Origin of the sequence: Verminephrobacter aporrectodeae subsp. tuberculatae (assembly GCF_026127385.1) — a bacterium.
GTDB lineage: Bacteria > Pseudomonadota > Gammaproteobacteria > Burkholderiales > Burkholderiaceae_C > Acidovorax > Acidovorax aporrectodeae.
The window spans coordinates 80,308-102,509 of record NZ_QZCX01000003.1; the positions used below are offsets into that span (position 1 = coordinate 80,308).

The window sequence follows — 22,202 nt, forward strand, 5'->3', positions numbered from 1 at the left end:
CCGGACGGAGCGCGCCGCCGGGCCGGGCGGGGGCGCGCAGGCGCTCATTGGATTGCCGATCTGCGCTCGGCCAGAGGCAGCACGTCGCGGCGCGTGGAGCCGGTGAATAGCTGGCGCGGGCGGCCGATTTTGTACTCGGGGTCGCCGATCATTTCGTTGAGCTGCGCAATCCAGCCCACGGTGCGCGCCAGCGCGAAGATGCCGGTGAACAGGTTCACGGGAATGCCGATGGCGCGTTGCACGATTCCGGAATAGAAGTCCACGTTCGGGTAGAGCTTGCGCTGCACGAAGTAGTCGTCTTCCAGGGCGATTTTCTCCAATGCCTTGGCCAGCTTGAACAGCGGGTCCTTTTCCAGGCCCAGTTCGGCGAGCACCTCGTTGCAGGTTTCCTGCATCAGCTTGGCGCGCGGGTCGTAGTTCTTGTACACGCGGTGGCCAAAGCCCATGAGCTTGACGCCGGAGTTCTTGTCCTTGACCTGGCGGATGAATTCACCGATTTTCTCCACGCCGCCCTGCGCCTGGATGTCGTGCAGCATGGTCAGCGCGGCCTCGTTGGCGCCGCCGTGCGCGGGGCCCCAGAGGCAGGCCACGCCGGCGGCGATGGCGGCAAACGGGTTCGTTCCCGACGAGCCGCACAGGCGCACGGTGGAGGTCGATGCGTTCTGTTCGTGGTCCGCGTGCAAGATGAAGATGCGGTCCAGCGCGCGTTCGAGAACCGGCTTGACCTGGTATTCCTCGCAGGGCGTGCCGAACATCATGCGCAGGAAGTTGCCCGCGTAGTTCAGGTGGTTGTGCGGGTACATGTAGGGCTGGCCCATGCCGTACTTGTAGGCCATCGCGACCAGCGTGGGCATCTTGGCGATCAGGCGGATCGCGGCGATCTCGCGGTGCTGCGGATTGTTGATGTCGGTGCTGTCGTGATAGAAGGCCGACAGCGCGCCGACCAGGCCGGTGAGCACGGCCATGGGGTGCGCGTCGCGGCGAAAGCCGCGCAGGAAGAACTGCATCTGCTCGTTGACCATGGTGTGGTTCGTCACGAGGCTGGTGAAGTCGGCCTTCTGGGTGGCGTCCGGCAGGTCCCCGTGGAGCAGCAGGTAGCAGGTTTCCAGGAAATTGCAGTGCACCGCCAACTGCTCTATGGGGTAGCCGCGGTACAGCAGCTCGCCCTTGTCGCCGTCGATGTAGGTGATCGCCGACTGGGTGGCCGCCGTCGAGAGGAAGCCCGGGTCGTAGGTGAACATGCCCGTTTGCGCGTACAGCTTGCGGATGTCGATGACGTCCGGGCCCATGCTGCCCTGGTAGACCGGCAGGTCGACGCTGGGGTTGCCGTTGCTGAAGGACAGGGTGGCTTTGTTGTCAGCGGACTTCATGTCATTTTCCTTGGGATGGGTTGCCGATGGGGTGCTCCGAACCCGATGCGCCGCCTTGCCGCAGCATGCCGAGCACTTCGCGCGCCGCTTGCGTATTTTGCTCGCCTTGCGGCTCGCAGCGCCGCAGCAGCAGGTCCAGGAGGTCGTTGTCCGCCAGCGCCATGAGCGCGTTCAGGCCCTGCGCATGGCGCTGGGTCAGCGTCGCCTCGTGCCGCGCGAAGAAGCGCTCCAAGAACAGGTCATTCTCCAGCAGGCCGCGCCGGCAGCGCCAGCGCAGCCGGCTCAGTTCCCGCGCGCCGAGCAGCACGGGAGCGGGGGAGGGCGCGGAACACGATTCCATGGTCTGGTATTCGGGGCGGGGGCGCTCAGATGGCGCGGCGCACCATCAGTTCCTTGATCTTGCCGATGGCCCGGGTGGGGTTCAGGCCCTTGGGGCAGACGTCCACGCAGTTCATGATGGTGTGGCAGCGGAACAGGCGGTACGGGTCTTCCAGGTCGTCCAGGCGCTTGCCGGTGGCGTCGTCGCGGCTGTCGGCGATGAAGCGGTAGGCCTGCAGCAGGCCGGCGGGGCCGACGAACTTGTCGGGGTTCCACCAGAAGCTCGGGCAGCTCGTCGAGCAGCTCGCGCACAGGATGCATTCGTACAGGCCATTGAGTTCGTCGCGCTCCTCGGGGCTTTGCAGGCGCTCTTTTTCGGGCAACGGACCTTCGTTGATCAGGTAGGGCCGGATCGAATGGTATTGCTTGAAGAATTGCGTCATGTCGACGATCAGGTCGCGGATCACGGGCAGACCCGCGAGCGGCTTGAGCGTGATCAGGCCCGGCAGCGCGTTCATGTTGGTCAGGCAGGCCAGACCGTTTTTGCCATTGATGTTCATGGCGTCCGAGCCGCACACGCCCTCGCGGCAGGAGCGGCGAAACGACAGGGTGGGGTCCTGCTCCTTGAGCTTGAGCAGGGCGTCGAGCAGCATGCGCTCGCCGCCGTCGAGTGCGATCTCCAGGGTCTGCATGTACGGGCGGGCGTCCCGGTCCGGGTCGTAGCGGTAGATTTTGAATGTGCGCTTTTGCATGGGGTGTGCTCTCGTGGGGCGGCCGGGTTCAGAACGTGCGCACCTTGGGCGCAATGCTGTCCACCGTCAGGGGTTTGAGGTTCACCGGCTTGTACGTCAGGCGGTTGCCGTCGCGCTGCCAAAGGCTGTGCTTCAGCCACCGGGAATCGTCACGGCCCTGCGGCGCCGTGGGGTGGTTGGCAGGCTGCTCGTAGTCGGACACCATGTGCGCGCCACGGCATTCCTTGCGCGCCGCTGCCGACACCATGGTCGCCTGCGCCGCTTCGATCAGGTTGTCCACTTCGAGCGCTTCAATGCGCGCGGTGTTGAACACCCTGGATTTGTCGCGCAGCACCACGCCGGCCAGTTGCTCGCGCAGCGCGGCGATCTTCCGGACGCCCTCGTCCATTGCGGCCTGGGTGCGGAACACGCCGGCGTGCTGCTGCATGGTGTCGCGGATGTTGCCGGCCAGGGCCTGCGAATAGCTGCCGTCCGTGGACTTTTCGAGCTGGTTCAGGCGCTCCAGCGTGCGCTCGGCGGCGTCGGCCGGCAGGGGCTTGTGCGCCTGGTCCTGCCGGGTGTTTGCGACGATGTGGCGCCCCGCGGCCTTGCCGAAGACCAGCAGGTCGAGCAGCGAGTTGGTTCCCAGACGGTTCGCGCCGTGCACGCTCACGCAGGCGCATTCGCCCACGGCGTACAGGCCGCGCACGGTCTGGTTGCGCTCGCCGTCGTGCGTGACGACCTGCGCGTCGATATTCGTCGGCACGCCGCCCATCTGGTAGTGGATCGTGGGTACCACCGGGATCGGCTCCCGGGTGACGTCGACGTTGGCAAAGTTCACGCCGATCTCGTACACCGAGGGCAGGCGCTTGTGGATCTCTTTCGCGCCCAGGTGGTCGAGCTTGAGCAGCACGTAGTCCCCGTTGGGGCCGCAGCCACGGCCCTCCTTGATCTCCTGGTCCATCGCGCGCGAGACGTGATCGCGCGGCGCCAGATCCTTGAGCGTGGGCGCGTAGCGCTCCATGAAGCGTTCGCCCTGGTTGTTGAGCAGGATCCCGCCCTCGCCACGGCAGCCTTCGGTCAGCAGCACGCCGGCGCCGGCGACGCCGGTGGGGTGGAATTGCCAGAACTCCATGTCCTGCAACGGGATGCCGGCGCGCGCCGCCATGCCCAGGCCGTCGCCGGTGTTGATGAAGGCGTTCGTCGAAGCGGCGAAGATGCGGCCCGCGCCCCCGGTGGCCAGCAGCACGGTCCTGGCCTGCAGGACGTACAGCTCGCCGGTTTCCATTTCGAGCGCGGTCACGCCGAGCACGTCGCCGTCGGCGTCGCGGATCAGGTCCAGCGCCATCCATTCGACGAAGAAGTTCGTCCGGGCCTTCACGTTCTGCTGGTACAGCGTATGCAGCATCGCGTGGCCGGTGCGGTCGGCCGCGGCGCAGGCGCGCTGCACGGGCTTTTCGCCGTAGTTCACCGTGTGGCCGCCGAAGGGGCGCTGGTAGATGCTGCCGTCGGGGTTGCGGTCGAACGGCATGCCGAAGTGCTCCAGCTCGTACACCACGTTCGGCGCCTCGCGGCACATGAACTCGATGGCGTCCTGGTCGCCGAGCCAGTCGGAACCCTTGACGGTGTCGTAGAAGTGGTAGTGCCAGTTGTCCTCGCTCATATTGCCCAGCGCGGCGCTCACCCCGCCCTGCGCCGCCACGGTGTGCGAGCGCGTGGGGAAGACCTTGGACAGCGAGGCGACGTTCAGCCCCGCGCGTGCGAGTTCGAGGGCGGCGCGCATGCCGGAGCCTCCGGCGCCGACGATGACGACGTCGAACTTGCGTCGGGAAATGCTGGCTTGGGTATAGCTCATGGGGTACCTTCGGTCGCGGGAATCAGAGACGCCACAGGACCTGGATGCCCCAGCCGGCGCAGCCGAGCAGCCAGACGATGGCAAAAACCTGGAGCACCAGGCGCAGCCCCACGGACCCGACGTAGTCCATGAAGATGTCGCGCACGCCCACCCAGACATGCCAGGCCAGCGCCACGATGATGGAAAAGCCCAGGACCTTCATCCACTGGCGCGAGAAGATGCCGGCCCATTGGTCGTAGCCGATCGGGCCCCGGCTGAAGATCAGTTGGACGAGCACGAGGACCGTGAACAGGGCCATGAGGGCGGCGGTCACGCGCTGGCTGAGCCAATCGCGCAGACCATAGTGGGCGCCCACGACGATGCGCCTGGAACCGTAATTGACGGACATGGTGTTTTTTCCTTGGAAATGGCCGGCCTGGAGCGACCCGGCCTTGTCGATTCAGATTCAGTACAGCCCGAACAGCTTGGCGCCGAGCACCAGGGTCAGCGCCAGGCTGAGCACCAGCGTGGCAATGGCCGAGGTCCTGCCGGATTCCCGGCTCACCGCGTCGTGGCTGATGTCCATCCACAGGTGGCGCAGGCCGGCGGTGAAGTGGTGCAGGAAGGACCAGATCAGCGCCAGCGCAACGAGTTTGAAGAACCAGCCGGGCGCAAAGCCGACGCCGGCGTTGAACACCGACTTGAAGCGTGCGAACGAGATCTCGGAAGACACCGAGGTGTCGAACATCCAGATGATGAAGGGCAGCAGCAGGAACATGATCACGCCGCTGGCACGGTGCAGGATGGAGACCCACCCGGCCGGCGGAAGGCGGTAGCCTCGCAGGTCCTTGAAGGCGTTGATGTTGCGGAATTCGGGCCGTTTTCGGGCTGGTTCGATCATTTCGTGGGGCCTTCGTGGGTGTCGCTTTGCAAATCAAACAGCCCGAAATTCTATGGCAAGCAACGCCCCGGTCTTGGGACCTCGGCGGAATTTTCCACGCCGACTCGCGCCCGGGCGCCGTCAGCTCAATGCATTGCGGTAGTGGCGGCTATCGGTGCGGTAGAGCCCGCGGCGCAGTTCCATGGGGATGTCGTTGTACGTGTAGGCGATGCGCTCCACGCTCAAAAGCGGCGTGGCCGGGGAGATCTGCAGCCATTGCGCCTGCTCCCGGTCGGGCAGGACGGCGCGGATTTTTTCTTCGGCGCGCACCATGCGCACGCCGAAGTCGAGCTCGAACATGGCGTAGGTCGGGCCCTGGTAATTTGCCAACTGTTCGGCTGTCAGGCCCTTGAAGGCCTGGCCGGGCAGCCAGATGTCCTCGAGGATGGTCGGCACGCCGGCGAACGACAGAATGCGCCGGGCCTGTATCACGGCGTCTGCGCTGCGCAGCGCGAGCGCGCGCGCCACGTCGGCGCTGGCGCGCACGCGGCGGCATTCGAGCACGCGGCGCTGGGCCGGGCCCTCGACCCGGGCGTCGCCGGTATCGGGCAGCAGTTTGAGAAAGCGGTACTGCACCTGCTGCTCGGCGTGCGTGGCGACGAAGGTGCCCTTGCCCTGGCGGCGCAGCACGAGGTTTTCCGCCGCCAGTTCGTCGACCGCCTTGCGCACCGTGCCCTGGCTCACGCGGAACCGGGCGGCCAACTCCATTTCACTGGGAATCGCCGCACCGGGCTTCCACTCGCCCTGTTGCAGGCTTTGCAGGATCAGTCCCTTGATCTGCAGGTACAGCGGGCTGAACGCTGGCGCGCCGGGGCTGTCGGTGGAGGACGCGGCTGACATGGTGGGGATGGAGTGCATGGGGCGTCGTGCTCCCGGCGCGGCTGCCGCAGCAGGGCAGGGGGCTACCGCGCAGGGCTACCGCGCTACCCAAGCTCCCCTGAGCCCAGCGCCCCGAAGATGGCGAATGCGTGCACATGGCACGTGAGCATGCTGCTGTCCGACAGCGCGTGCCGTTTGTTGCGCGTGGCACGCCGGGGATCGGGCAGGTCGGAAAAGAAGGGTTGGGGATTCGGAGACATGAAGTGGATGGCCGTGGGGCCATTCTATCCAGCCTGCGGGGAAGGCCAGAACCAAGCCCAGCAGGACCGGCGCCCGCCACGATGTGCCGCTATTTGCGGGGCAGAGCACTAGCGCTTGGCCGCGACCGGTGGCAGCGGCAGGCCGCGCGCGGTCATCACCTTGCGCAACAGGTCCGGCCGGTCGGTGATGATGCCGTCCACCTTGGCGTCCATCAGCGCATGCATGGTCTTCTCGTCGTCCACCGTCCAGGGAATGATCTTCATGCCGGCTGCATGCGTGCGGGTCACCAGTTCGGGCGTGGTGTAGGGCACGTAGCCGGCATCGCCCACCTTGCCGTTCTGCGGGTCGCCATGCACCGGTGAGATCGCGTCGGCGCCGAAAGACTTGGCCGCCTGCACCAGATCGCCGCCGAAGTTGTCGATGTCGATGCCGCCGAGCCAGGGCGAGGCACCGGACTGGCCAGCCTGCAGGAACTGTTGGCCGTTGGTCAGCGCAACGATCGGGATGCTTGGCTCCAGTTGGCGCGCCAGCATCAGCGCGCCCCAATCGAAGCTCTGGATGGTGACTTGCGACATCAGGCCCGAGCTGCGAATCTCGTCCACGACGGTGCGCACGAACAGCTCACGCGGCGCCGTTTCCTGCGGGGCGCCGGCCTCGACCTTGGTCTCTATGTTCATCAGCACCTGGTCGGCGCGGTAGGAGCGCACGAGCTCGAACACCTCGCGCAGGGTGGGCATCTGCGCGCCGGGCACCAGGCGCTGCTCCGGAAAAGCCGCCTGGCGCAGCGAGCCGCAGTCCAGCGTCTTGACCTGCTCCAGGGTCAGGTCCTTGATGTAGCGGCCGACATAGGGATACAGCGGGTCGCCGGCATTGGCGGGCCGGGTGTCCTTGCATTTCGCGCCGGAAGTCTTGCGGTCGTGCGTGACCACGGCCACGCCGTCCTTGGTGATCTGGGCGTCCAGTTCCAAGGTGGTGACACCCATCTCCAATGCATTGGTGAACGAAGCGATGGTGCTTTCCACCACCAGGCCCACGCCGCCGCGGTGGGCCTGCAGGTCGAAAGCGCGCGGCTGGTGAAAGAGATGCCCGGCGGAAGCGGCGCCGTCGGTGCCGCCGCCACAGGCGCCGAGTGCAAGCAAACCGGCAAGGGAAAGAAGACGCAGGAAGCCAAATCTGAACAAATGCATAGGAGTCCTGAAAGAAAAAAATGGGCGTTTTTTTTAATACCCCGACGCTAGTGATTCAATGTGAAAGTAGCGTGACATTGAGGAAATTCTGGCGTCTTCCAAGCACATCGGACAGGTCATCAATAATTGATACGATGTTTGTTATGTTAAATGACGTGCAGGTTTTGCTGCCACTGCACAGCGCAAAGCTGGATCGTGGGCCTGCAGATCGAAACATAGAATCGCCCCATGACCGAGACCGATTCCTTGCCGCCTCCCTCCCCTGCCCCCTTATCTGCCCAGGGGCGCTTCTGGGCGCTGCTGCCTTGCGCAGGAGTGGGCGCGCGGGCGGCAGGGCCCACGGCGGCTTCATTGCCCAAGCAGTACCACCTGCTGGCGGGGCGCCCTGTGGTGCTGCACACGCTGGCCGCTTTTGCCGGGGTGCGGCGGCTGCTGGGAACGCTGGTGGCGGTGGCGCCCGGGGACCATTTTCTCGATGCGCATGCGCATCCCGCGTTGCGCGTCGTGCCATGCGGTGGCCGCACGCGCGCCGACACGGTGCTTGGTGGCTTGCAGGCCTTGCTGGCGCAGGGCGCGCAGCCGGGTGACTGGGTGCTGGTGCACGATGCCGCGCGCTGCCTGGTGACCTCCGGGCAGATCGACGCGCTGATCGACGAATGCGCCGACGACAGCGTCGGCGGCCTGCTCGCGCAGCGGCTGGCTGATACCTTGAAGACCGGCGTGGACGGTCCGGACGGGCTGCGCGTGGTCGGCACGCTGGAGCGCAGCGACAAATGGCTGGCGCAAACGCCGCAGATGTTTCGCATTGGCGCGCTGCTGGCGGCCATGGCCCAGGCCGGCCCGCACGTCACCGACGAGGCCAGCGCGATGGAAGCGCTGGGCCTGCACCCGCGGCTGGTGCCCGCCGGGGCGCAGAACTTCAAGCTCACTTATCCCGAGGATTTCGCGCTGGCTGCGGCGCTGCTGGCACAGCGCCAGCAGGGAGAATCGGTGGTTTCGACATCACGGTGCGAGGCAATGTGATGAATTTCAGGATCGGCGAAGGCTGGGATGTGCACGCGCTGGTACCCGGCCGCAGGCTGGTGATCGGCGGCGTGGAGATTGCCCACCCCATGGGGTTGCTCGGCCACTCGGACGCCGATGTGCTGCTGCACGCGATCACCGATGCGCTGCTCGGCGCGGCCGCGCTGGGCGATATCGGCGGCCATTTTCCCGACACCGATGCTGCTTTTCGCGACGCCGATTCGGGCGTGCTGCTGGCCGAGGCGATGCGGCGCGTGCGCGCTGCGGGCTACGAGGTCGGGAATATCGACAGCACCGTGCTCGCGCAGGCGCCGCGCCTGGCCGCGCACATCCCCGCAATGCGCGCCGCCATTGCCCGCGCCGTCGGCGTCGCCGAGGGGCAGGTGAACGTCAAGGCCAAGACCGCCGAAGGACTGGGCCCCGTGGGGCAGAAGCTGGCGATCGAGGCGCGCGCTGTGGCGCTGATCCATGCGCGCTAAGCGACCTTGTCCTGTGGCGGCGGCCGGGGAGGCAGGTAGCGCTTGATGGCAGGCCGCTGCAGGCGTTGTCTGGAGGAATCGGTCCCCTGGGGCAGGTCCGTGGCGCGCTGCAATTGCAACTGCGCCACCAGACCGCCGCTGTTCGCGTTGGTCAGCGCAAAGGCGCCCCCCATGCGCTGCACCGTCTTGTCCACGATGGACAGCCCGAGCCCCGCGCCGGTGGCCGCGGTGCGGGCAAAGTTGCCGCGGAAGAACGGTTTTGTGAGGTTCGGGATCTGATCGGGGGGCACCCCCGCGCCATGGTCGCGCAGTTTCATGAGCACCCAATCCTCCCGGGGCTTGGCGGCGATCTCCACGCGGGCGACTTCCGTGCCTTCGGTCTTGCCATAGCGCCGCGCGTTTTCCAACAGGTTGGAAATCACGCGCGCCAGTTCCACCTCGTCGGCCAGGACGTAGAGATCCTCGGGAACGGATATGCTGATCTGCAGTTCGCGGTGGTCCTGCACCGCGTACATGCAGGAGGACACCACGGCGTGCAGGTTGATGGGCGTGAGCGTGACGTGATCGGGCCGTGCGTAGTCGAGGAACTTGTCGATGATGGCGTCCAACTGCACGATGTCTGCCACCATGTGCTCACGCGCCGCCCCGTCGACCACGCTCATCTCGGTTTCCAGCCGCAGCCGTGCCAGCGGGGTGCGCAGGTCGTGCGAGATGCCGGCGAGCATCACGGCGCGGTCATGTTCCAACTTGGCAAGCGTCTGGGTCATGCGGTTGAAACCCCGGTTGACCTCGCGGATCTCGCTGGTCACCACTTCCTCATCCAGCCGGCTGGCGGCAAAGTCGCCGTCCTTGACCCGGTTCGCTGCGTAGGACAGCTGTTTCAGCGGCCGGTTGATGCGCAGCGCAATGGCGGCCGCGCAGGCCAGCGAAAGGGCTCCGGCCGTGATCAGCCAGATCGTCCAGGTGCGCCCCCCGGCCGGGTTGAAGCGCGAATGGTCCATGCGCAGCCAGTTCGAGTCGCCATTGATGTTGAAGCCCACCCACAGGCCGTTGTCGCCGTTCACGCTCTGGGCGACGATGGTGTCGGGCCCGAGCCGCACCGTCAACTCATCCGTCAGGCGGTTGCCCAGCGTAGTCGGCCCCAGGGGGACGAACTGGTCCCCGGGCTCGCGCGGGAGGATGCGCACGCCTTCCTGATCGGCCATGGTCTTGAGCAGCAACACGCGCGTGATCGCGTCGGCATGCACCAGCATCGTGCGGCTCAGGTTCACCAGCGACGCGATCTGCTGCGCGGTTTGCAGCGTCAGCGGCTCGGATTCGAGCGTGCGCAGCGTCTGTAGCCACGCCAGAATGCTGCCCACCTGCAGCAGCACGAGCAAGATGAAAGTGCGCCAGAAAAGACTCAGAAGCACGCGCGCGCGCAGTTCCCGCGCACGGGAGATCCACCCCTGCGGCGCGAGGCCAGCCCACCAAGATGCAACCGAGGACTTCCAAAGAGAAATTCTCGGCCAGCCCCCGGTGGTCTTGGACATGGGGAGGTCAACCGGCTCCATCCGGCACGAACACGTAGCCCACGCCCCACACGGTCTGGATGTAGCGCGGCGCGGTGGCGTCCACCTCCACCAGTTTGCGCAGGCGCGAAATCTGCACGTCCAGGCTGCGGTCAAAGGGCTCGAACTCGCGGCCACGCGCCAGCAGGGCCAGTTTTTCGCGCGACAGCGGCTGGCGCGGGTGGCGCACCAGGGCCTTGAGCATGGCGAATTCGCCGGTGGTCAGGGGCAGCTCTTCGCCATTGCGCTGCAAGGCACGGGTTCCCAGGTCGAAGGTGAAGGGACCAAAGGTGACCACCTCGACCTCACCGGAGGGCGCGCCCGGCGCTTCCTGCGCAGGGCGGCGGCGCAGCACGGCGTGGATGCGCGCGAGCAGTTCGCGGGGGTTGAAGGGCTTTCCCAGATAGTCGTCAGCGCCCACTTCCAGACCCACGATGCGGTCCACGTCCTCGCCCTTGGCGGTGAGCATGATGATCGGGGTGCGGTCGTTGGCGGCGCGCAGGCGGCGGCAGATGGAGAGCCCGTCCTCGCCGGGCATCATCAGATCGAGCACGATGAGGTCCACCGTCTCGCGCAGCAGCAGGCGGTTGAGGGTCTTGCCGTCTTCGGCGACCATGACTTCAAAGCCTTCCTGCGTCAGGTAACGGCGCAGCAGATCGCGGATGCGTGCATCGTCATCCACTACCAGAATTTTGTCGACGCGGTTGATTGCTGTGGCCATATCATTGATCCCGGGCTATTTGTAACAGCGCCGATTCTGACCAGTTGGAACGCCGAAATCCGGTTTTTGGGAGGGGGCTTGACAAAGTGTTTCAAATGTTTCCCCGCCGCGCATGGTGGCCGAGGGGGCTTTTCCAGCGCTGCCGCACAGGCCCGGTCCGGGCGCTGCCTGTCTGCCCAAAGCACCGGATTCACAGGCCCTGAAAGCCCTTGGGAGACTACGGCACAGGGGGAGGCACTGCCCGCCCGGCCTTCGAATCGCCTGGCCGGAAATACCTACTGCGCGGCCCAGCCGCCGTCCATGTTCCAAGCCGCGCCGCGCACATTGTTCGCCGCGGGCGAACAGAAAAACAACACCAACTCGCCCAGTTCTTCGGGCGTGCTGAACTGCATGGAGGGCTCTTTCTCGCGGAGCAGCAGCTTTTTCGCGTCCTCGTCCGACAGGCCATGCTCGGCGGCCTTGGCGTCTACCTGTTTTTGCACCAGCGGCGTGAGCACCCAGCCGGGGCAGATGGCATTGCAGGTCACGCCCGTGGTGGCGTTCTCCAGCGCGATGACCTTGGTCAGCCCCACGATGCCGTGCTTGGCCGCGACGTAGGCCGACTTTTGGGCCGACCCCACCAGGCCGTGCACCGACGCCACATTGATGATGCGGCCCCAGTTGGCGCTCTGCATCGCCGGCAGCGCCACGCGGCAGGTGTGAAAGGCGCTCGTGAGGTTGACGGCGATCACCGCGTCCCAGCGCTCGACCGGGAAATCCTCCACATTCGCCACATGCTGGATTCCGGCGTTGTTCACGAGAATGTCCACGCGCCCGAACTGCGAGACGCTGTACTTCATCAGGTCCTCGATGTCGGCAACGCGGCACATGTCGGCGCCGTGGTAGGCCACCCGGGCTGCGGCGGCCTCGCCTGCGGCCAGCACCTGGCTGCGGGCAGCGTCCACATCGCCAAAGCCATTGAGCACGATGTTCGCGCCCTGGCGCGCCAGGGCCTGGGCGATTCCCAGACCAATGCCGCTGGTGGAGCCGGTCACGAGTGCGGTTTTGCCTTTCAGCATGAGAGTCCCTCCGAATGAATTACGATGCAAGCGCGGCAATCATTAGCGCGCGGCCCCGGATTCTGCACCCATGACCGAACCCCGTCTGAACCATGTACCGTGCCCCGGCATTGCGGCCCCGGGCACCCCCTGCGCCCAAGCACCCGCCGCAGCGCAGCTGCACCGCATGGCGTACTGGGAGTGGAACGCCACGGACCAGCCGGCGCATCCGCACGTGGTGCTTTGCGTGCACGGCCTGACCCGCCAGGGGCGCGACTTCGACACCCTGGCGCGCGCGTTGAGCGGGCATGCGCGCGTCATTTGCCCTGATGTGGTCGGGCGTGGCCAGAGCGACTGGCTGGCCGACCCCATGGGCTACCAGGTCCCGCAGTACGCGGCCGACATGCTGGCCCTGCTGGCGCAATTGCAGCAGCAGGGGCCGATCGGCACGCTGGACTGGGTGGGAACCAGCATGGGCGGACTGATCGGCATGGTCATCGCGGGCCAGCCGGAGCTGCCCCTGCCCGTTGCGCTGCACCGGCTGGTGCTCAACGACGTGGGGCCGACCATCGATTGGTCGGCCTTGCAGCGCATCGGCAAGTACCTGGGAAAAATGGCGCGTTTCGAGTCGCAGCAGCAGGCCGCGGACGCGCTATGGGCGATTTCCCGCCCGTTCGGGCCGCACTCGCCCGCGCAGTGGTTTGAGCTGTCGCGCGCCATGGTGCGCCCGTTGCCCGACGGCGGATTCACGCTGCACTACGACCCGGCCATCGCCGTGCCGTTCAATGCCCTGACGCAGGACGCCGCCGTGGCCGGCGAGGCCGCGCTGTGGCAGCTGTACGAGTGCATCACGGCGCGCACGCTGCTGCTGCGCGGCGCGCAGTCGGACCTGCTTTCGCGCGCGGCTGCGCAGGCCATGGCGCGGCGCGGGCCGCAGGCGCGCGTCGTCGAATTCGAAGGCGTGGGGCATGCGCCCACGTTGGTCGCGGCCGACCAAGTCGCGACCGTGAAGCAATTTTTGCTGGCGGCAGAAGACGCTGTGGCCGGATGAAAACCAAGCCCCTGGTCTTGGTGTCCTCCCCTCCTCAGGCAGACGCCGTTGTACAGCTCATCGCCGCCACTGCGCAGCAGTTGCCCGAGCAGCTGAACGCGCTGGCGCGTGCGCGCGCCTTCGCCGAGCCCCTGATCGCCGGCGAAACCCTGGACAGCGGCGAGAACACACTCGCCCACGCCGACGCCGTGGCCGCGCTCCTCAAGGAAATTGGCGGCTCCGAGGCCATGCAGGCCGCGGCCTACCTGGTGCACGCCTGCATGCACCTGAACAAGCCCGAGGAGGTGATCGCCAAAACCTTTGGCGCCCACTTTGCGACGCTGGCGATGGAAAGCACCAAGCTCATGCGCGTGCAGCAGCAGGCCCGCGCCGCGCAGCACGTGGACGACCCTGCCGTGCAGACCGAGAACGTGCGCAAGATGCTGCTCGCCTTCTCGCGCGACCTGAGCGTGGTGCTGCTGCACCTGGCCTCGCGCTTGCAGACGCTACGCTATCACGCGGCCAACAAGCGCCCCGTTTCGCCCAGCATGGCGCGCGAATCGCTGCAGGTATTTGCGCCGCTGGCCAACCGCCTGGGAATCTGGCAGCTGAAGTGGGAACTGGAAGACCTGGCCCTGCGCTTTCTCGAGCCCGACACCTACAAGAAGGTGGCCCGCCTGCTCGACGAAAAGCGCGGCGAGCGCGAGCTCTACATGGAACAGCTGCGCGCCCGGCTCGAGGCCGACCTGCGCGCGCGCAGCATCAGCGCCAGCGTGCAGGGGCGCCCGAAGCACATCTACAGCATCGTCAAGAAAATGCGCGGCAAGTCGCTCGACTTCGACCAGGTGTTCGACATCCGCGCGCTGCGCGTGATCGTTCCCACGGTGAAGGACTGCTACGCCGCCCTGAGCTGGGTGCACGAGCAACTCCAGCCCATCGTGGAAGAGTTTGACGACTACATCGCCCGGCCCAAGCCCAACGGCTACCAGTCGCTGCACACCATCGTGCGCGACGCCGACGGGCGGCCCATCGAGATCCAGATCCGCACCCAGGCCATGCACGAGCATGCCGAGCACGGCGTGGCGGCGCACTGGGCCTACAAGGAGGCGGGCAACAAGGGCTACGCGGGCGTATCCGCTGCGGGCGAGTACGACGCCAAGATCGCCGTGCTGCGCCAACTGCTGGCCTGGGAGCGCGATCTGTCGGGCGCCTGGTCGAACCGGGGCCTGTTCGAGGACCGCATCTACGTGTTCACGCCCGACGCCGCCGTGGTGGAACTGCCGCAGGGCGCGACACCCGTTGACTTTGCCTACGCCGTGCACACCAGCGTGGGACACCGCTGCCGAGGTGCCAAGGTCGACGGCGCCATGGTTCCGCTGAACACCCCCCTGCACAACGGACAGACGGTGGAGATAGCCACCGCCAAGGAAGGCCGCCCCTCGCGCGACTGGCTCAACGCCGAGCTGGGCTACCTGGCCAGCCACCGCGCCAAGGCCAAGGTGCGCGCCTGGTTCAACGCCCAGACGACGCACGAAACCGTGGCCCGGGGCCGCGAAGCGGTGGAAAAACTGCTGCAGCGCGAAGGCAGGACCGCCGTCAAGCTCGACGAGCTCGCCGCGCAGCTGGGCTTCAAATCGGCCGATGCGCTGTTCGAAGTCGTGGGCAAGGACGAGTTCTCGCTGCGCAACATCGAAACGCTGCTGCGCCCGCCCGGGCCCGCCGCACAGCCCGACGAGCCCTTGCTGCACAAAAAGACGCGCAGCAGCGATTCGGCCCCCAAGGGCGGCGTGCTGGTGGTCGGCCTGGCCTCGCTCATGACCCAGTTGGCCAAGTGCTGCAAGCCCGCGCCGCCCGACCCGATTCGCGGCTTCGTCACGCGCGGCAAGGGGGTCAGCGTGCACCGCGCAGACTGCGGCAACTTCCACGAAATGGCCGCGCGCAGCGCCGAGCGCGTGATCGAAGTGGAATGGGGCCTGCCCAAGCAATCGGCCCTGGCCCCCGTATACCCGGTGGACGTGACCGTGGAGGCCGCCGACCGGCAATGCCTGCTGCGCGACGTCTCGGAAGTCTTCGCGCGCGAAAAGACCAACGTGATTGGCGTGCAGACCCAGTCCGTCAAGGGCACGGCATGGATGACCTTTACCGTCGAGGTGACCGACTCCGGCCGCCTGAACAAGGTGCTGGGCAGCGTGGCCGCGGTGCCGGGCGTGCGCTCTGCGCGCCGCCGCTGAGCGCTTTCGTCGAAGCCCCCCGTGCCCAGCGCGATTTGATGCACGCCGGCCAGAGCGGCCGATTTTTGCGGCTACAATCGCGGCCGGTGACAGGCGCGTAGCTCAGCTGGTTAGAGCACCACCTTGACATGGTGGGGGTCGTTGGTTCGAGTCCAATCGCGCCTACCAGATTTTTCCGGATCTGGTCAGCGCATCGATCTGCACACCGGCATCAGCCCAAGCCCGACAAAGGCTAAAACGGCCCTACCCCGTCCACCAAAGTGCTCAGTGGCAGGGCGTGCAACTCCTGCAGCAAGGCCACCAACTGCTGCGCCGCCGCGGCCACCACGGCCCGGCCCTTCTGCGCGCAGGCCCCTGCCGCATTCCCCACCGCCCCCGCCGGGTGGCAGTCCTGCATCTGCCATCCGAGCCGGGCGCTCTTGCCGTTGCCCAGAATCGCGTAGCGTTGTGCCCGGTCCTGCGACGTCGAACGAAAATCCCGCGCATGCTCCATGTGCACCGTCGCGGGCGAGAGATGCAGCATCATCGAGGTCTCGATCTCGCCCGCGTGGACGCCAAAGCGCTGCTCCTGCGCGCTGAACTGCTGCTCCACGGACTCGGGCAAGGGCAGGCTGAACCAGCTGGCGCTGTAGACGATGAGATCGCAGCGCGTGCGCAGCCCGCGCGCCACGATGTCCATCACGCCGACTTGGCCACCGTGGCCGTTGAACAGCAGCAGCTTCCTCACCCCGGCGCGCGCGACACACTCGCCGATCTCGGTCCACAGCGCGATCACCGTTGCGGGAGAGAGCGTCAGGGTTCCCGGAAAGCGGATGTGCTCCGGACTCAGGCCCACGTTCTGCGGGGGCAAGAAGAGAACCGGCAGGTCAACGGGCAGCTGCGGCAACGCCGCGTCGATCACGCCCTGCAGCAGACTGGCGTCCACCGCGAGCGGCAGGTGCGGGCCGTGCTGCTCGATGGCGGCCACGGGCAGCACCGCCACGGTCTGCGCGGCCTGGCCCGAGGCCTGGAGTTGGGCGAACTCGCGCGTGGACAACCCGGCCCAGAAGCGCGAAGACAGGGCGCAAGGCCTGTCGGGAGACGGTGGAGACGGAGCATCGGCGGTCATTGCGCGATGGTAGTCGCAAGCGCCCTGCCCTCGCCCCGCGCTCAGCCCCGGCCCTTTTCTTCCAAGCGCCAGGCCATCCGCACCGCGGCGCCGACGCCGGCACCGGTCAGCCAGAACAGCCCCCCCGCGCCGATCACGGCGCCGGCCGAGCCGAACAGCATGGGCATGAGAACGCTCGATGCATTGATCACCATCAGCCGCAGGCCCAGCGCCTCGCCGTGGCGGTGCGCGGGCGTAATCTGATGCAGCAGGCTCACCACCATGGGCTGTACCGAACCCAGCGCAAAGCCCAGCAGCACGGAGCACAGGCCCATTCCCGGCGCGCTGTCGAGCAGCGGATACACGCCGAACAGCAGCGTCGTGAGCAGCATGGCACCGGCCACCACCACCGGCTCGCGCAGGCGCTCGGCGACCAGCGGCATGAGCACCCGGATCGTCGCCGCTGCAATGGCAAAGCCCCCGAGGATGGAGCCGATGACCGAGGCCGACAGGCCGCGCTCGTGCCCGATCAGCGGAACGACGAAGGTGTGCACGTCCCAGCAGGACGAGAGGACCCAGTTCACGATCAGGAGGCGGCGAAACGGCGTCTCGTTCATCAGGTCCCACGCGCGCCGCGGCGGACCACCCGCTGCGGCGATCACGGGGGGCAGTTCCACCGCGTCGCGCACCCAGAACCAAGTGCACAGGGGCAGCAGGGCCATGAGCGCGAAGGCGGCGCGGTAGCCCCCGGTGCTGCCCGCCTCGCTGCCCGCATGGTCGATCATGAGCCCGGCGCAGAAGGGGCCGATGAAGTTGGACAGCGCCGGCCCGATGGCCAGCCAGCTGAAGACCTGCCGCAGCTGCGTCGCGTCGTGCGCGGCGCGGCCCACGTGGCGCTGCAGTGCGATGGTCACGGCGCCGGTCGCCCCGCCCGTCATCAGCGCGGCCAGGCACAGCGCCGGAAAGCCGGGGAACAGCAGAGCCAGCGAGGCCCCCGCCACGGCCACCACCACGGCGTGGCCGACCGGGCGCCTGAGGCCATGGCGGTCCGCGTAGCGTCCCGCGGGCAAGGCCAGAAACACCTGCACGAGCGCGAACAGCGCCAGCAGCACGCCCACGGCCGCAGCGCTGTAGCCATCGCGCAAGGCCAGCAGCGGCGCTGCCATGCGCATTCCGGCCATGCAGGCGTGCAGGCAGATCTGGCCGGCGATCAGCCGCACCAGGGCCCAGTTCACGGCGCATCGTCCTCGGACTGCGCCCCGGGCGCCGCGCCATCGGCCAGCGGCAGGGCCGCATCCGGCGCGGGCAGTTCCTGCACGGCGCGCAGCTTGCGCTCGATGGCGCGGGTGCGAACGCCCACCTCGTCGAAGCGCCTGGCCGCAGCGTCTATGGATTTCTTGGTGGCTTCGACCACGTCGCCAAACTTCGCGAACTCGGTCTTCACGCTGCCCAGCAGGCTCCAGACCTCGGACGATCGCTTTTCGATCGCCAGCGTCTTGAAGCCCATTTGCAGGCTGTTGAGCATGGCCGCCAGGTTCGCCGGGCCGGTGATCATCACGCGGCATTCGTTCTGCACGGCCTCGACCAAGCCGGGGCGGCGCATGACTTCGGCGAACAGGCTCTCCGTGGGCAGGTAGAGCACGGCAAAGTCGGTGGTGTGCGGCGGCGAGACGTATTTGGCGAAGATCTTGCGGGCCTCGTTGCGCACCGAGGTCTCAAAGGCGTTGCCCGCCGAAAGCGTCGCCGCCTTGTCGGCAGCGTCCTGCGCGTCCATCAGGCGCTGGTATTGCTCGACCGGGTACTTGGCGTCTATGGGCAGCCACACCGGGTGCACGTCGTTCCTGCCCGGCAGGCGGATGGCGAACTCCACCAGCTCGTCGCTGCCCGGGACGGTCTTCACGTTGCGCGCGAACTGCTCGGGTGTGAGCACGTTCTCGATGATCGCACCCAGCTGCATTTCGCCCCAGGTGCCGCGCGACTTCACATTGCTCATCACGCGCTTGAGGTCGCCGACGCTGCCCGCCAGCGTCTGCATCTCGCCCAGGCCCTTGTGCACCTGTTCGAGCCGCTCGCTCACGAGCTTGAAGGATTCCCCCAGGCGCTGCTCAAGCGTGGCGTGCAGCTTCTCGTCCACCGTGCGGCGCATTTCTTCGAGCCGGGTGGCGTTGTCGGCCTGGATCGCCGCCAGGCGCTCGTTGAGCGCGTTGCGCAGTTGCTCGGCGTTGTGCTGGCTGCCCTGCACCAGGCCGCCGAGCTGCTGCGACACGGCGTCCTGCAGCACCGAGAACTGGTTCTTGATCTGAGAGCCGTTGGCTTCGAGCTGGTCCCTGAGCGCGCCCGACACCGCCCCCAGTTGCCCCTGGATGTCGCCCTTGAGCGAATCGAGCGTGCTGCGCGTGGCCGCCGTGAGCGCCTCGAAGCGCTCCTGGATGCGCTTTTCAAACAATGCCGTGCTCTCGCCCATGGCCTGGCGCGACTTGACGCTCTCGGCCGCCAGCGCGGCGGTGCTGGCCGTGAGTTCGGTGCGAAAGCCGGCGAGCCGATCCGAGAGCTCCTGGCGCGCCATGGCCGAGTCCGCCTGACCCTGCGCCAGATGCGCGAGCAGGGCCTTGCTGCTTTCCTCCAGCCGCCCCGCGACGGCCTGTTGCAGGCCGTCGAAGCGCTGCGCCAGCGACGCGTCGAGCGCCGTCTGCCGCTGCTCCAGCCGCGCCTCGAACAGGCCGAATGCGGCCAGCAACTCGGCCCGGCCGCTGCGCGATTCGGTCACGGCCTGCGCCAGGCGCTCGTCCACCGCACGGCGCAGGGTCTCCAACGTGTTCTGCGTGCTCTGGGTAAAGCCCCCGAGCTGCTGCGCCAGCGCGTCCAGCGCGCCGTCGTTCTTGGCCACGGCCAGCCGGGTGGCCTGCGTTGCGGCTTCGAGCGCCTGCAACCGCGCGAGCCACTCGGCAGGCAGGTCCACCTGCGGGCGGCGCAGCAGCAATAACAGCAAAAGCGCCAGCACCAGGGCCAGCGCGGCGAGCGAAGCAAGTGTCTCAGTGGTCAAGATTTTTCACCATCATGTCGGGGCCAAACAAGGCGTTGCGGAATCGGCGCTGCGCGAGCCTGCCTGCGGACAGGTCTGCGCGATAGTGTTCTGCCCTGCGAATAGCGGCACAAAATGAAACGGATGCATTTCGCGTCATGGCAAGGCGCAAACCGCAGCGATACCCGGAGGTATCGCGAGGATTTGCAACGCCGCCATGGCGCGAAAGGCGCAGTTTCATGTGCCGCTATTCGCAGGGCAGGACACTAGTCTTACTGTGTTAGTAAATTCAAGGAATTATGAGAGAATCTTCTCACACAGGAGATGAGCCTTGAAAGACGAACTGCAAGAGTTTGAACGCTACCTTGAGCATTTGGGAGGCGGACTGGGCCATGCGGACCGGCAAGCCGGGTTGCGCGGGTATTGCATCGGCCTGATGGCGCCGCTTGCGCGCAAGAGCGTGGAGCCGATGGCCGCACACTTGGCGCCGCAGGCCACTCGCTCGCGTCACCAGTCGCTGCACCACTTCGTGGCCCAGTCGTCATGGTCGGACGAAGAGATGCTGCGGCGCGTTGCGCAATGGGTCGTGCCAGCGATGGACTTTGGAGATGGAGGCTGGTGGATCGTGGACGACACCGGCTTTCCCAAACAGGGCGAGCACTCGGTGGGAGTGGCCCGACAGTACTGCGGCATGCTGGGTAAGCAGGACAACTGCCAAGTGGCCGTCAGCGTCAGTCTGGCTTGCTTGGCGGGCAGCCTGCCCACGGCCTGGCAGTTGTACCTGCCCCAGCAATGGGCCGATGACATGGCGCGGCGCGAGAAGGCCGGTGTGCCCGAAAATGTGTCGTTCGCCACCAAGTGGCAGATCGCGCAGGCGCAGATCGAGCACTTGGTGGAGCAAGGCGCGCCAAAGCACACCGTGCTGGCCGATGCAGGCTACGGGGTGGTCACCGCATTTCGTGAGGGCCTGACGGCGATGGGCCTGACTTACGTGGTGGGCGTGACGGGGCAGGTGACGGTGTGGCCGCCGGGGCATGCCCCGCTGGCGCCGCGGCCGCGCAGTGGCCGCGGCGTGGTGGCCACCCGCCAGCGTTTGGGCGATGCCAGGCACGAGCGACCGCTGTCCGTGAAGGAAGTGGCGTTGGGGTTGGAGCCGACCCAATGGCAAAGCATCGAGTGGCGTGAGGGGACGAACTTCACATTGCGTTCGCGTTTTGCGCGAGTGCGCGTGCATGCGGCCCACCGCGAGCACCTGCGCACAGAGCAGCGAGCGCAAGAGTGGCTGCTCATCGAATGGCCCGAAGGCCATGAAGAGCCAATGAAATACTGGCTGTCCACGCTGGCAGAGAACATCACACTGGAGCGCATGGTGTTTGAGGCCAAGATGCGCTGGCGCATTGAGCGCGACTACCAGGACCTCAAGCAAGACCTGGGTCTGGGCCACTACGAAGGGCGCAATTGGAGGGGCTTTCACCACCACGCCAGCTTGGCCATCGCTGCCTACGGTTTTTTGATGGCGCAGCAGCTGCGCCAGCCGGAAGGTGGGGGTAAAAAAAACTCTGCACGAAGCGAAGAACCTGCCCTACCCACGCATTACAAGCCTCGCGGCAGCCCCGCGCACGCAGCGCCACGTCCGATCGTCGATCACAACTTTGCGGCTGCGTATCGCCGCAGCCTTGCTCAGGACGCTGCCGCGCTGCCCATGCTGCCTGCGCGTAAACGCGAGAATTCGTTTGTGACACAGTAAGACTAGGGCCTGTCATCAATTGAGCCAGACGACCGAAGCGGCGAGATGAACAGCGCCGAGGAAATTGCGTGCAGTTTTGTCATAGCGAGTGGCGATGCAGCGGTATTGCTTGAGCTTGGCAAAGAAGTTCTCGATCAGATGGCGTGCTTTGTACAAATGCCGGTCGTAGTCACGTTGGTCGTTGCGCTTACTGCGTGGCGGGATCACGACGGTCTTGCCTGCCTTGAGCAGTGGCTCGATCACCCGATCCTGGGCGTCATAGGCCTTATCGGCCAAGATTGCATCTGCTTGTATGTCTTTGAGCAAAACGTCAGCTCCTTGGAGGTCGTGCGCCTGGCCAGGCGTCAGGAGAAAGCCTGTGGGATTGCCAAGCGCATCGACCGTGGCGTGGATCTTGGTACTTGCTCCCCCACGACTGCGACCTATGGCTTGGTTTTCTGGCGTCCTCCCTCTTTTTTTTTTGCCCCTGCGCTGTGCTGATGGGCTCTAACAATGGTCGAATCGATCATCACGTACTCGTTGTCCCGGTCTTGCGACAAAGTCTTGAAGATGCGCTGCCAGACATCCGTTTTGCTCCATCGCGAATGGCGCAGATGTACTACCCGAAAATCTCCGAACCGCTCGGGCAGGTCGCGCCACGGGATGCCCGCACGGTATCGGTACAACACCGCCTCAACGAACAAGCGGTTATCGCGTGCCGTCGCCCCAACGTGCCCCTCGCGCCCCGGCAGCATGTCTTTGATGCGCTCCCATTGGTCTTGCCTCAGCGCGTACCTGTGGTTCATCAGCCTTCCTTTGTCATCGTGTTCCGAGTT

21 protein-coding genes and 1 tRNA gene are annotated in these 22,202 nt (G+C 66.5%); 6 read left to right on the forward strand and 16 right to left on the reverse strand.

The window, feature by feature from the left end; translation table 11 throughout:
- Positions 1-44: 44 nt before the first annotated feature.
- From D5041_RS15360 to D5041_RS15400, 8 genes are all read right to left on the reverse strand, one after another.
- Positions 45-1,370 carry a citrate synthase gene (locus tag D5041_RS15360; protein WP_010106307.1) on the reverse strand — a complete coding sequence of 442 codons (1,326 nt, stop codon included), beginning with the start codon at positions 1,368-1,370 and terminating at the stop codon, positions 45-47.
- Position 1,371: 1 nt separating this feature from the next.
- Positions 1,372-1,710: an FAD assembly factor SdhE gene (locus tag D5041_RS15365; RefSeq protein WP_265285146.1), complete on the reverse strand. Its 339-nt coding sequence runs from the start codon at positions 1,708-1,710 to the stop codon at positions 1,372-1,374.
- 25 nt (positions 1,711-1,735) lie between these two features.
- Complete coding sequence (locus tag D5041_RS15370) at positions 1,736-2,440, reverse strand: succinate dehydrogenase iron-sulfur subunit (RefSeq protein ID WP_010106304.1); 705 nt, start codon at positions 2,438-2,440, stop codon at positions 1,736-1,738.
- Positions 2,441-2,468: 28 nt separating this feature from the next.
- Positions 2,469-4,274, reverse strand: coding sequence for a succinate dehydrogenase flavoprotein subunit (gene sdhA, locus D5041_RS15375; RefSeq protein WP_265285147.1), 1,806 nt, complete (start codon positions 4,272-4,274; stop codon positions 2,469-2,471).
- Between the two features lie 22 nt (positions 4,275-4,296).
- The gene (sdhD, locus tag D5041_RS15380; protein WP_010106300.1) at positions 4,297-4,662 is read right to left on the reverse strand and encodes a succinate dehydrogenase, hydrophobic membrane anchor protein; all 366 of its coding nucleotides are present in this window, start codon (positions 4,660-4,662) and stop codon (positions 4,297-4,299) included.
- Between the two features lie 57 nt (positions 4,663-4,719).
- Positions 4,720-5,154 carry a succinate dehydrogenase, cytochrome b556 subunit gene (gene sdhC / locus D5041_RS15385; protein ID WP_010106298.1) on the reverse strand — a complete coding sequence of 145 codons (435 nt, stop codon included), beginning with the start codon at positions 5,152-5,154 and terminating at the stop codon, positions 4,720-4,722.
- Between the two features lie 120 nt (positions 5,155-5,274).
- A complete protein-coding gene (locus D5041_RS15390; protein ID WP_010106297.1) occupies positions 5,275-6,051 on the reverse strand; it encodes a GntR family transcriptional regulator in 777 nt (258 codons plus the stop codon).
- A gap of 329 nt (positions 6,052-6,380) precedes the next feature.
- Positions 6,381-7,460, reverse strand: a complete 1,080-nt coding sequence (locus D5041_RS15400) for a glycerophosphodiester phosphodiesterase (RefSeq protein ID WP_265285149.1) — start codon at positions 7,458-7,460, stop codon at positions 6,381-6,383.
- 228 nt (positions 7,461-7,688) lie between these two features.
- Between D5041_RS15400 and D5041_RS15405 the strand changes: the two genes are divergently transcribed.
- Entirely contained in the window at positions 7,689-8,483 is a 795-nt protein-coding gene (locus tag D5041_RS15405; RefSeq protein WP_265285150.1) for an IspD/TarI family cytidylyltransferase, read from the forward strand.
- Complete coding sequence (ispF, locus tag D5041_RS15410) at positions 8,483-8,962, forward strand: 2-C-methyl-D-erythritol 2,4-cyclodiphosphate synthase (protein ID WP_010103018.1); 480 nt, start codon at positions 8,483-8,485, stop codon at positions 8,960-8,962. The genes D5041_RS15405 and ispF overlap by 1 nt, the downstream gene beginning before the upstream one ends.
- Here ispF and D5041_RS15415 read toward each other — a convergent pair.
- The 3 genes from D5041_RS15415 to D5041_RS15425 all read right to left on the reverse strand — a co-directional run bounded on the left by D5041_RS15415 (position 8,959) and on the right by D5041_RS15425 (position 12,291).
- Positions 8,959-10,494 (reverse strand): sensor histidine kinase family protein, encoded by a 1,536-nt coding sequence (locus D5041_RS15415; RefSeq protein WP_407702284.1) that lies wholly within the window; start codon positions 10,492-10,494, stop codon positions 8,959-8,961. The two genes, ispF and D5041_RS15415, sit on opposite strands and share 4 nt — an antisense overlap.
- A gap of 7 nt (positions 10,495-10,501) precedes the next feature.
- Complete coding sequence (gene ompR / locus D5041_RS15420) at positions 10,502-11,233, reverse strand: osmolarity response regulator transcription factor OmpR (RefSeq protein ID WP_010103022.1); 732 nt, start codon at positions 11,231-11,233, stop codon at positions 10,502-10,504.
- A gap of 275 nt (positions 11,234-11,508) precedes the next feature.
- Positions 11,509-12,291 (reverse strand): 3-hydroxybutyrate dehydrogenase, encoded by a 783-nt coding sequence (locus D5041_RS15425; protein ID WP_265256665.1) that lies wholly within the window; start codon positions 12,289-12,291, stop codon positions 11,509-11,511.
- A 70-nt stretch (positions 12,292-12,361) separates the two neighbouring features.
- On the opposite strand from D5041_RS15425, the gene D5041_RS15430 reads away from it, so the two are divergent.
- The 3 genes from D5041_RS15430 to D5041_RS15440 all read left to right on the forward strand — a co-directional run bounded on the left by D5041_RS15430 (position 12,362) and on the right by D5041_RS15440 (position 15,699).
- Positions 12,362-13,321, forward strand: coding sequence for an alpha/beta fold hydrolase (locus D5041_RS15430; RefSeq protein WP_265285151.1), 960 nt, complete (start codon positions 12,362-12,364; stop codon positions 13,319-13,321).
- Complete coding sequence (locus D5041_RS15435; RefSeq protein WP_265285152.1) at positions 13,318-15,531, forward strand: RelA/SpoT family protein; 2,214 nt, start codon at positions 13,318-13,320, stop codon at positions 15,529-15,531. The genes D5041_RS15430 and D5041_RS15435 overlap by 4 nt, the downstream gene beginning before the upstream one ends.
- A 91-nt stretch (positions 15,532-15,622) precedes the next feature.
- Positions 15,623-15,699: transfer RNA gene (locus tag D5041_RS15440), tRNA-Val, on the forward strand.
- 64 nt (positions 15,700-15,763) lie between these two features.
- Here D5041_RS15440 and D5041_RS15445 read toward each other — a convergent pair.
- Genes D5041_RS15445 through D5041_RS15460 form a run of 4 tightly spaced genes read right to left on the reverse strand, consistent with a single transcriptional unit; the run spans position 15,764 to position 19,881 of the window.
- Entirely contained in the window at positions 15,764-16,639 is an 876-nt protein-coding gene (locus tag D5041_RS15445) for a creatininase family protein (protein WP_265285153.1), read from the reverse strand.
- Positions 16,640-16,680: 41 nt separating this feature from the next.
- The gene (locus tag D5041_RS15450; protein WP_265256669.1) at positions 16,681-17,853 is read right to left on the reverse strand and encodes an MFS transporter; all 1,173 of its coding nucleotides are present in this window, start codon (positions 17,851-17,853) and stop codon (positions 16,681-16,683) included.
- The gene (locus D5041_RS15455; protein WP_265285154.1) at positions 17,850-19,661 is read right to left on the reverse strand and encodes a DNA recombination protein RmuC; all 1,812 of its coding nucleotides are present in this window, start codon (positions 19,659-19,661) and stop codon (positions 17,850-17,852) included. Before D5041_RS15455 ends, D5041_RS15450 begins: the two co-directional genes overlap by 4 nt.
- On the reverse strand, positions 19,651-19,881 hold the full coding sequence (locus D5041_RS15460; protein ID WP_265285155.1) for a hypothetical protein: 231 nt from the start codon (positions 19,879-19,881) through the stop codon (positions 19,651-19,653). The genes D5041_RS15455 and D5041_RS15460 overlap by 11 nt, the downstream gene beginning before the upstream one ends.
- A gap of 90 nt (positions 19,882-19,971) precedes the next feature.
- Between D5041_RS15460 and D5041_RS15465 the strand changes: the two genes are divergently transcribed.
- Entirely contained in the window at positions 19,972-21,387 is a 1,416-nt protein-coding gene (locus D5041_RS15465) for an IS701 family transposase (RefSeq protein ID WP_265280744.1), read from the forward strand.
- Positions 21,388-21,402: 15 nt separating this feature from the next.
- On the opposite strand, the gene D5041_RS15470 is transcribed toward D5041_RS15465, so the two are convergent.
- Positions 21,403-22,172, reverse strand: a protein-coding gene (locus tag D5041_RS15470; protein ID WP_407702210.1) for an IS5 family transposase whose coding sequence is annotated in 2 segments (ribosomal slippage) — positions 21,403-21,819 and positions 21,822-22,172 — 768 coding nt in all. Because the reading frame shifts where the segments join, the coding sequence is not laid out codon by codon here.
- Between the last annotated feature and the right edge of the window lie 30 nt (positions 22,173-22,202).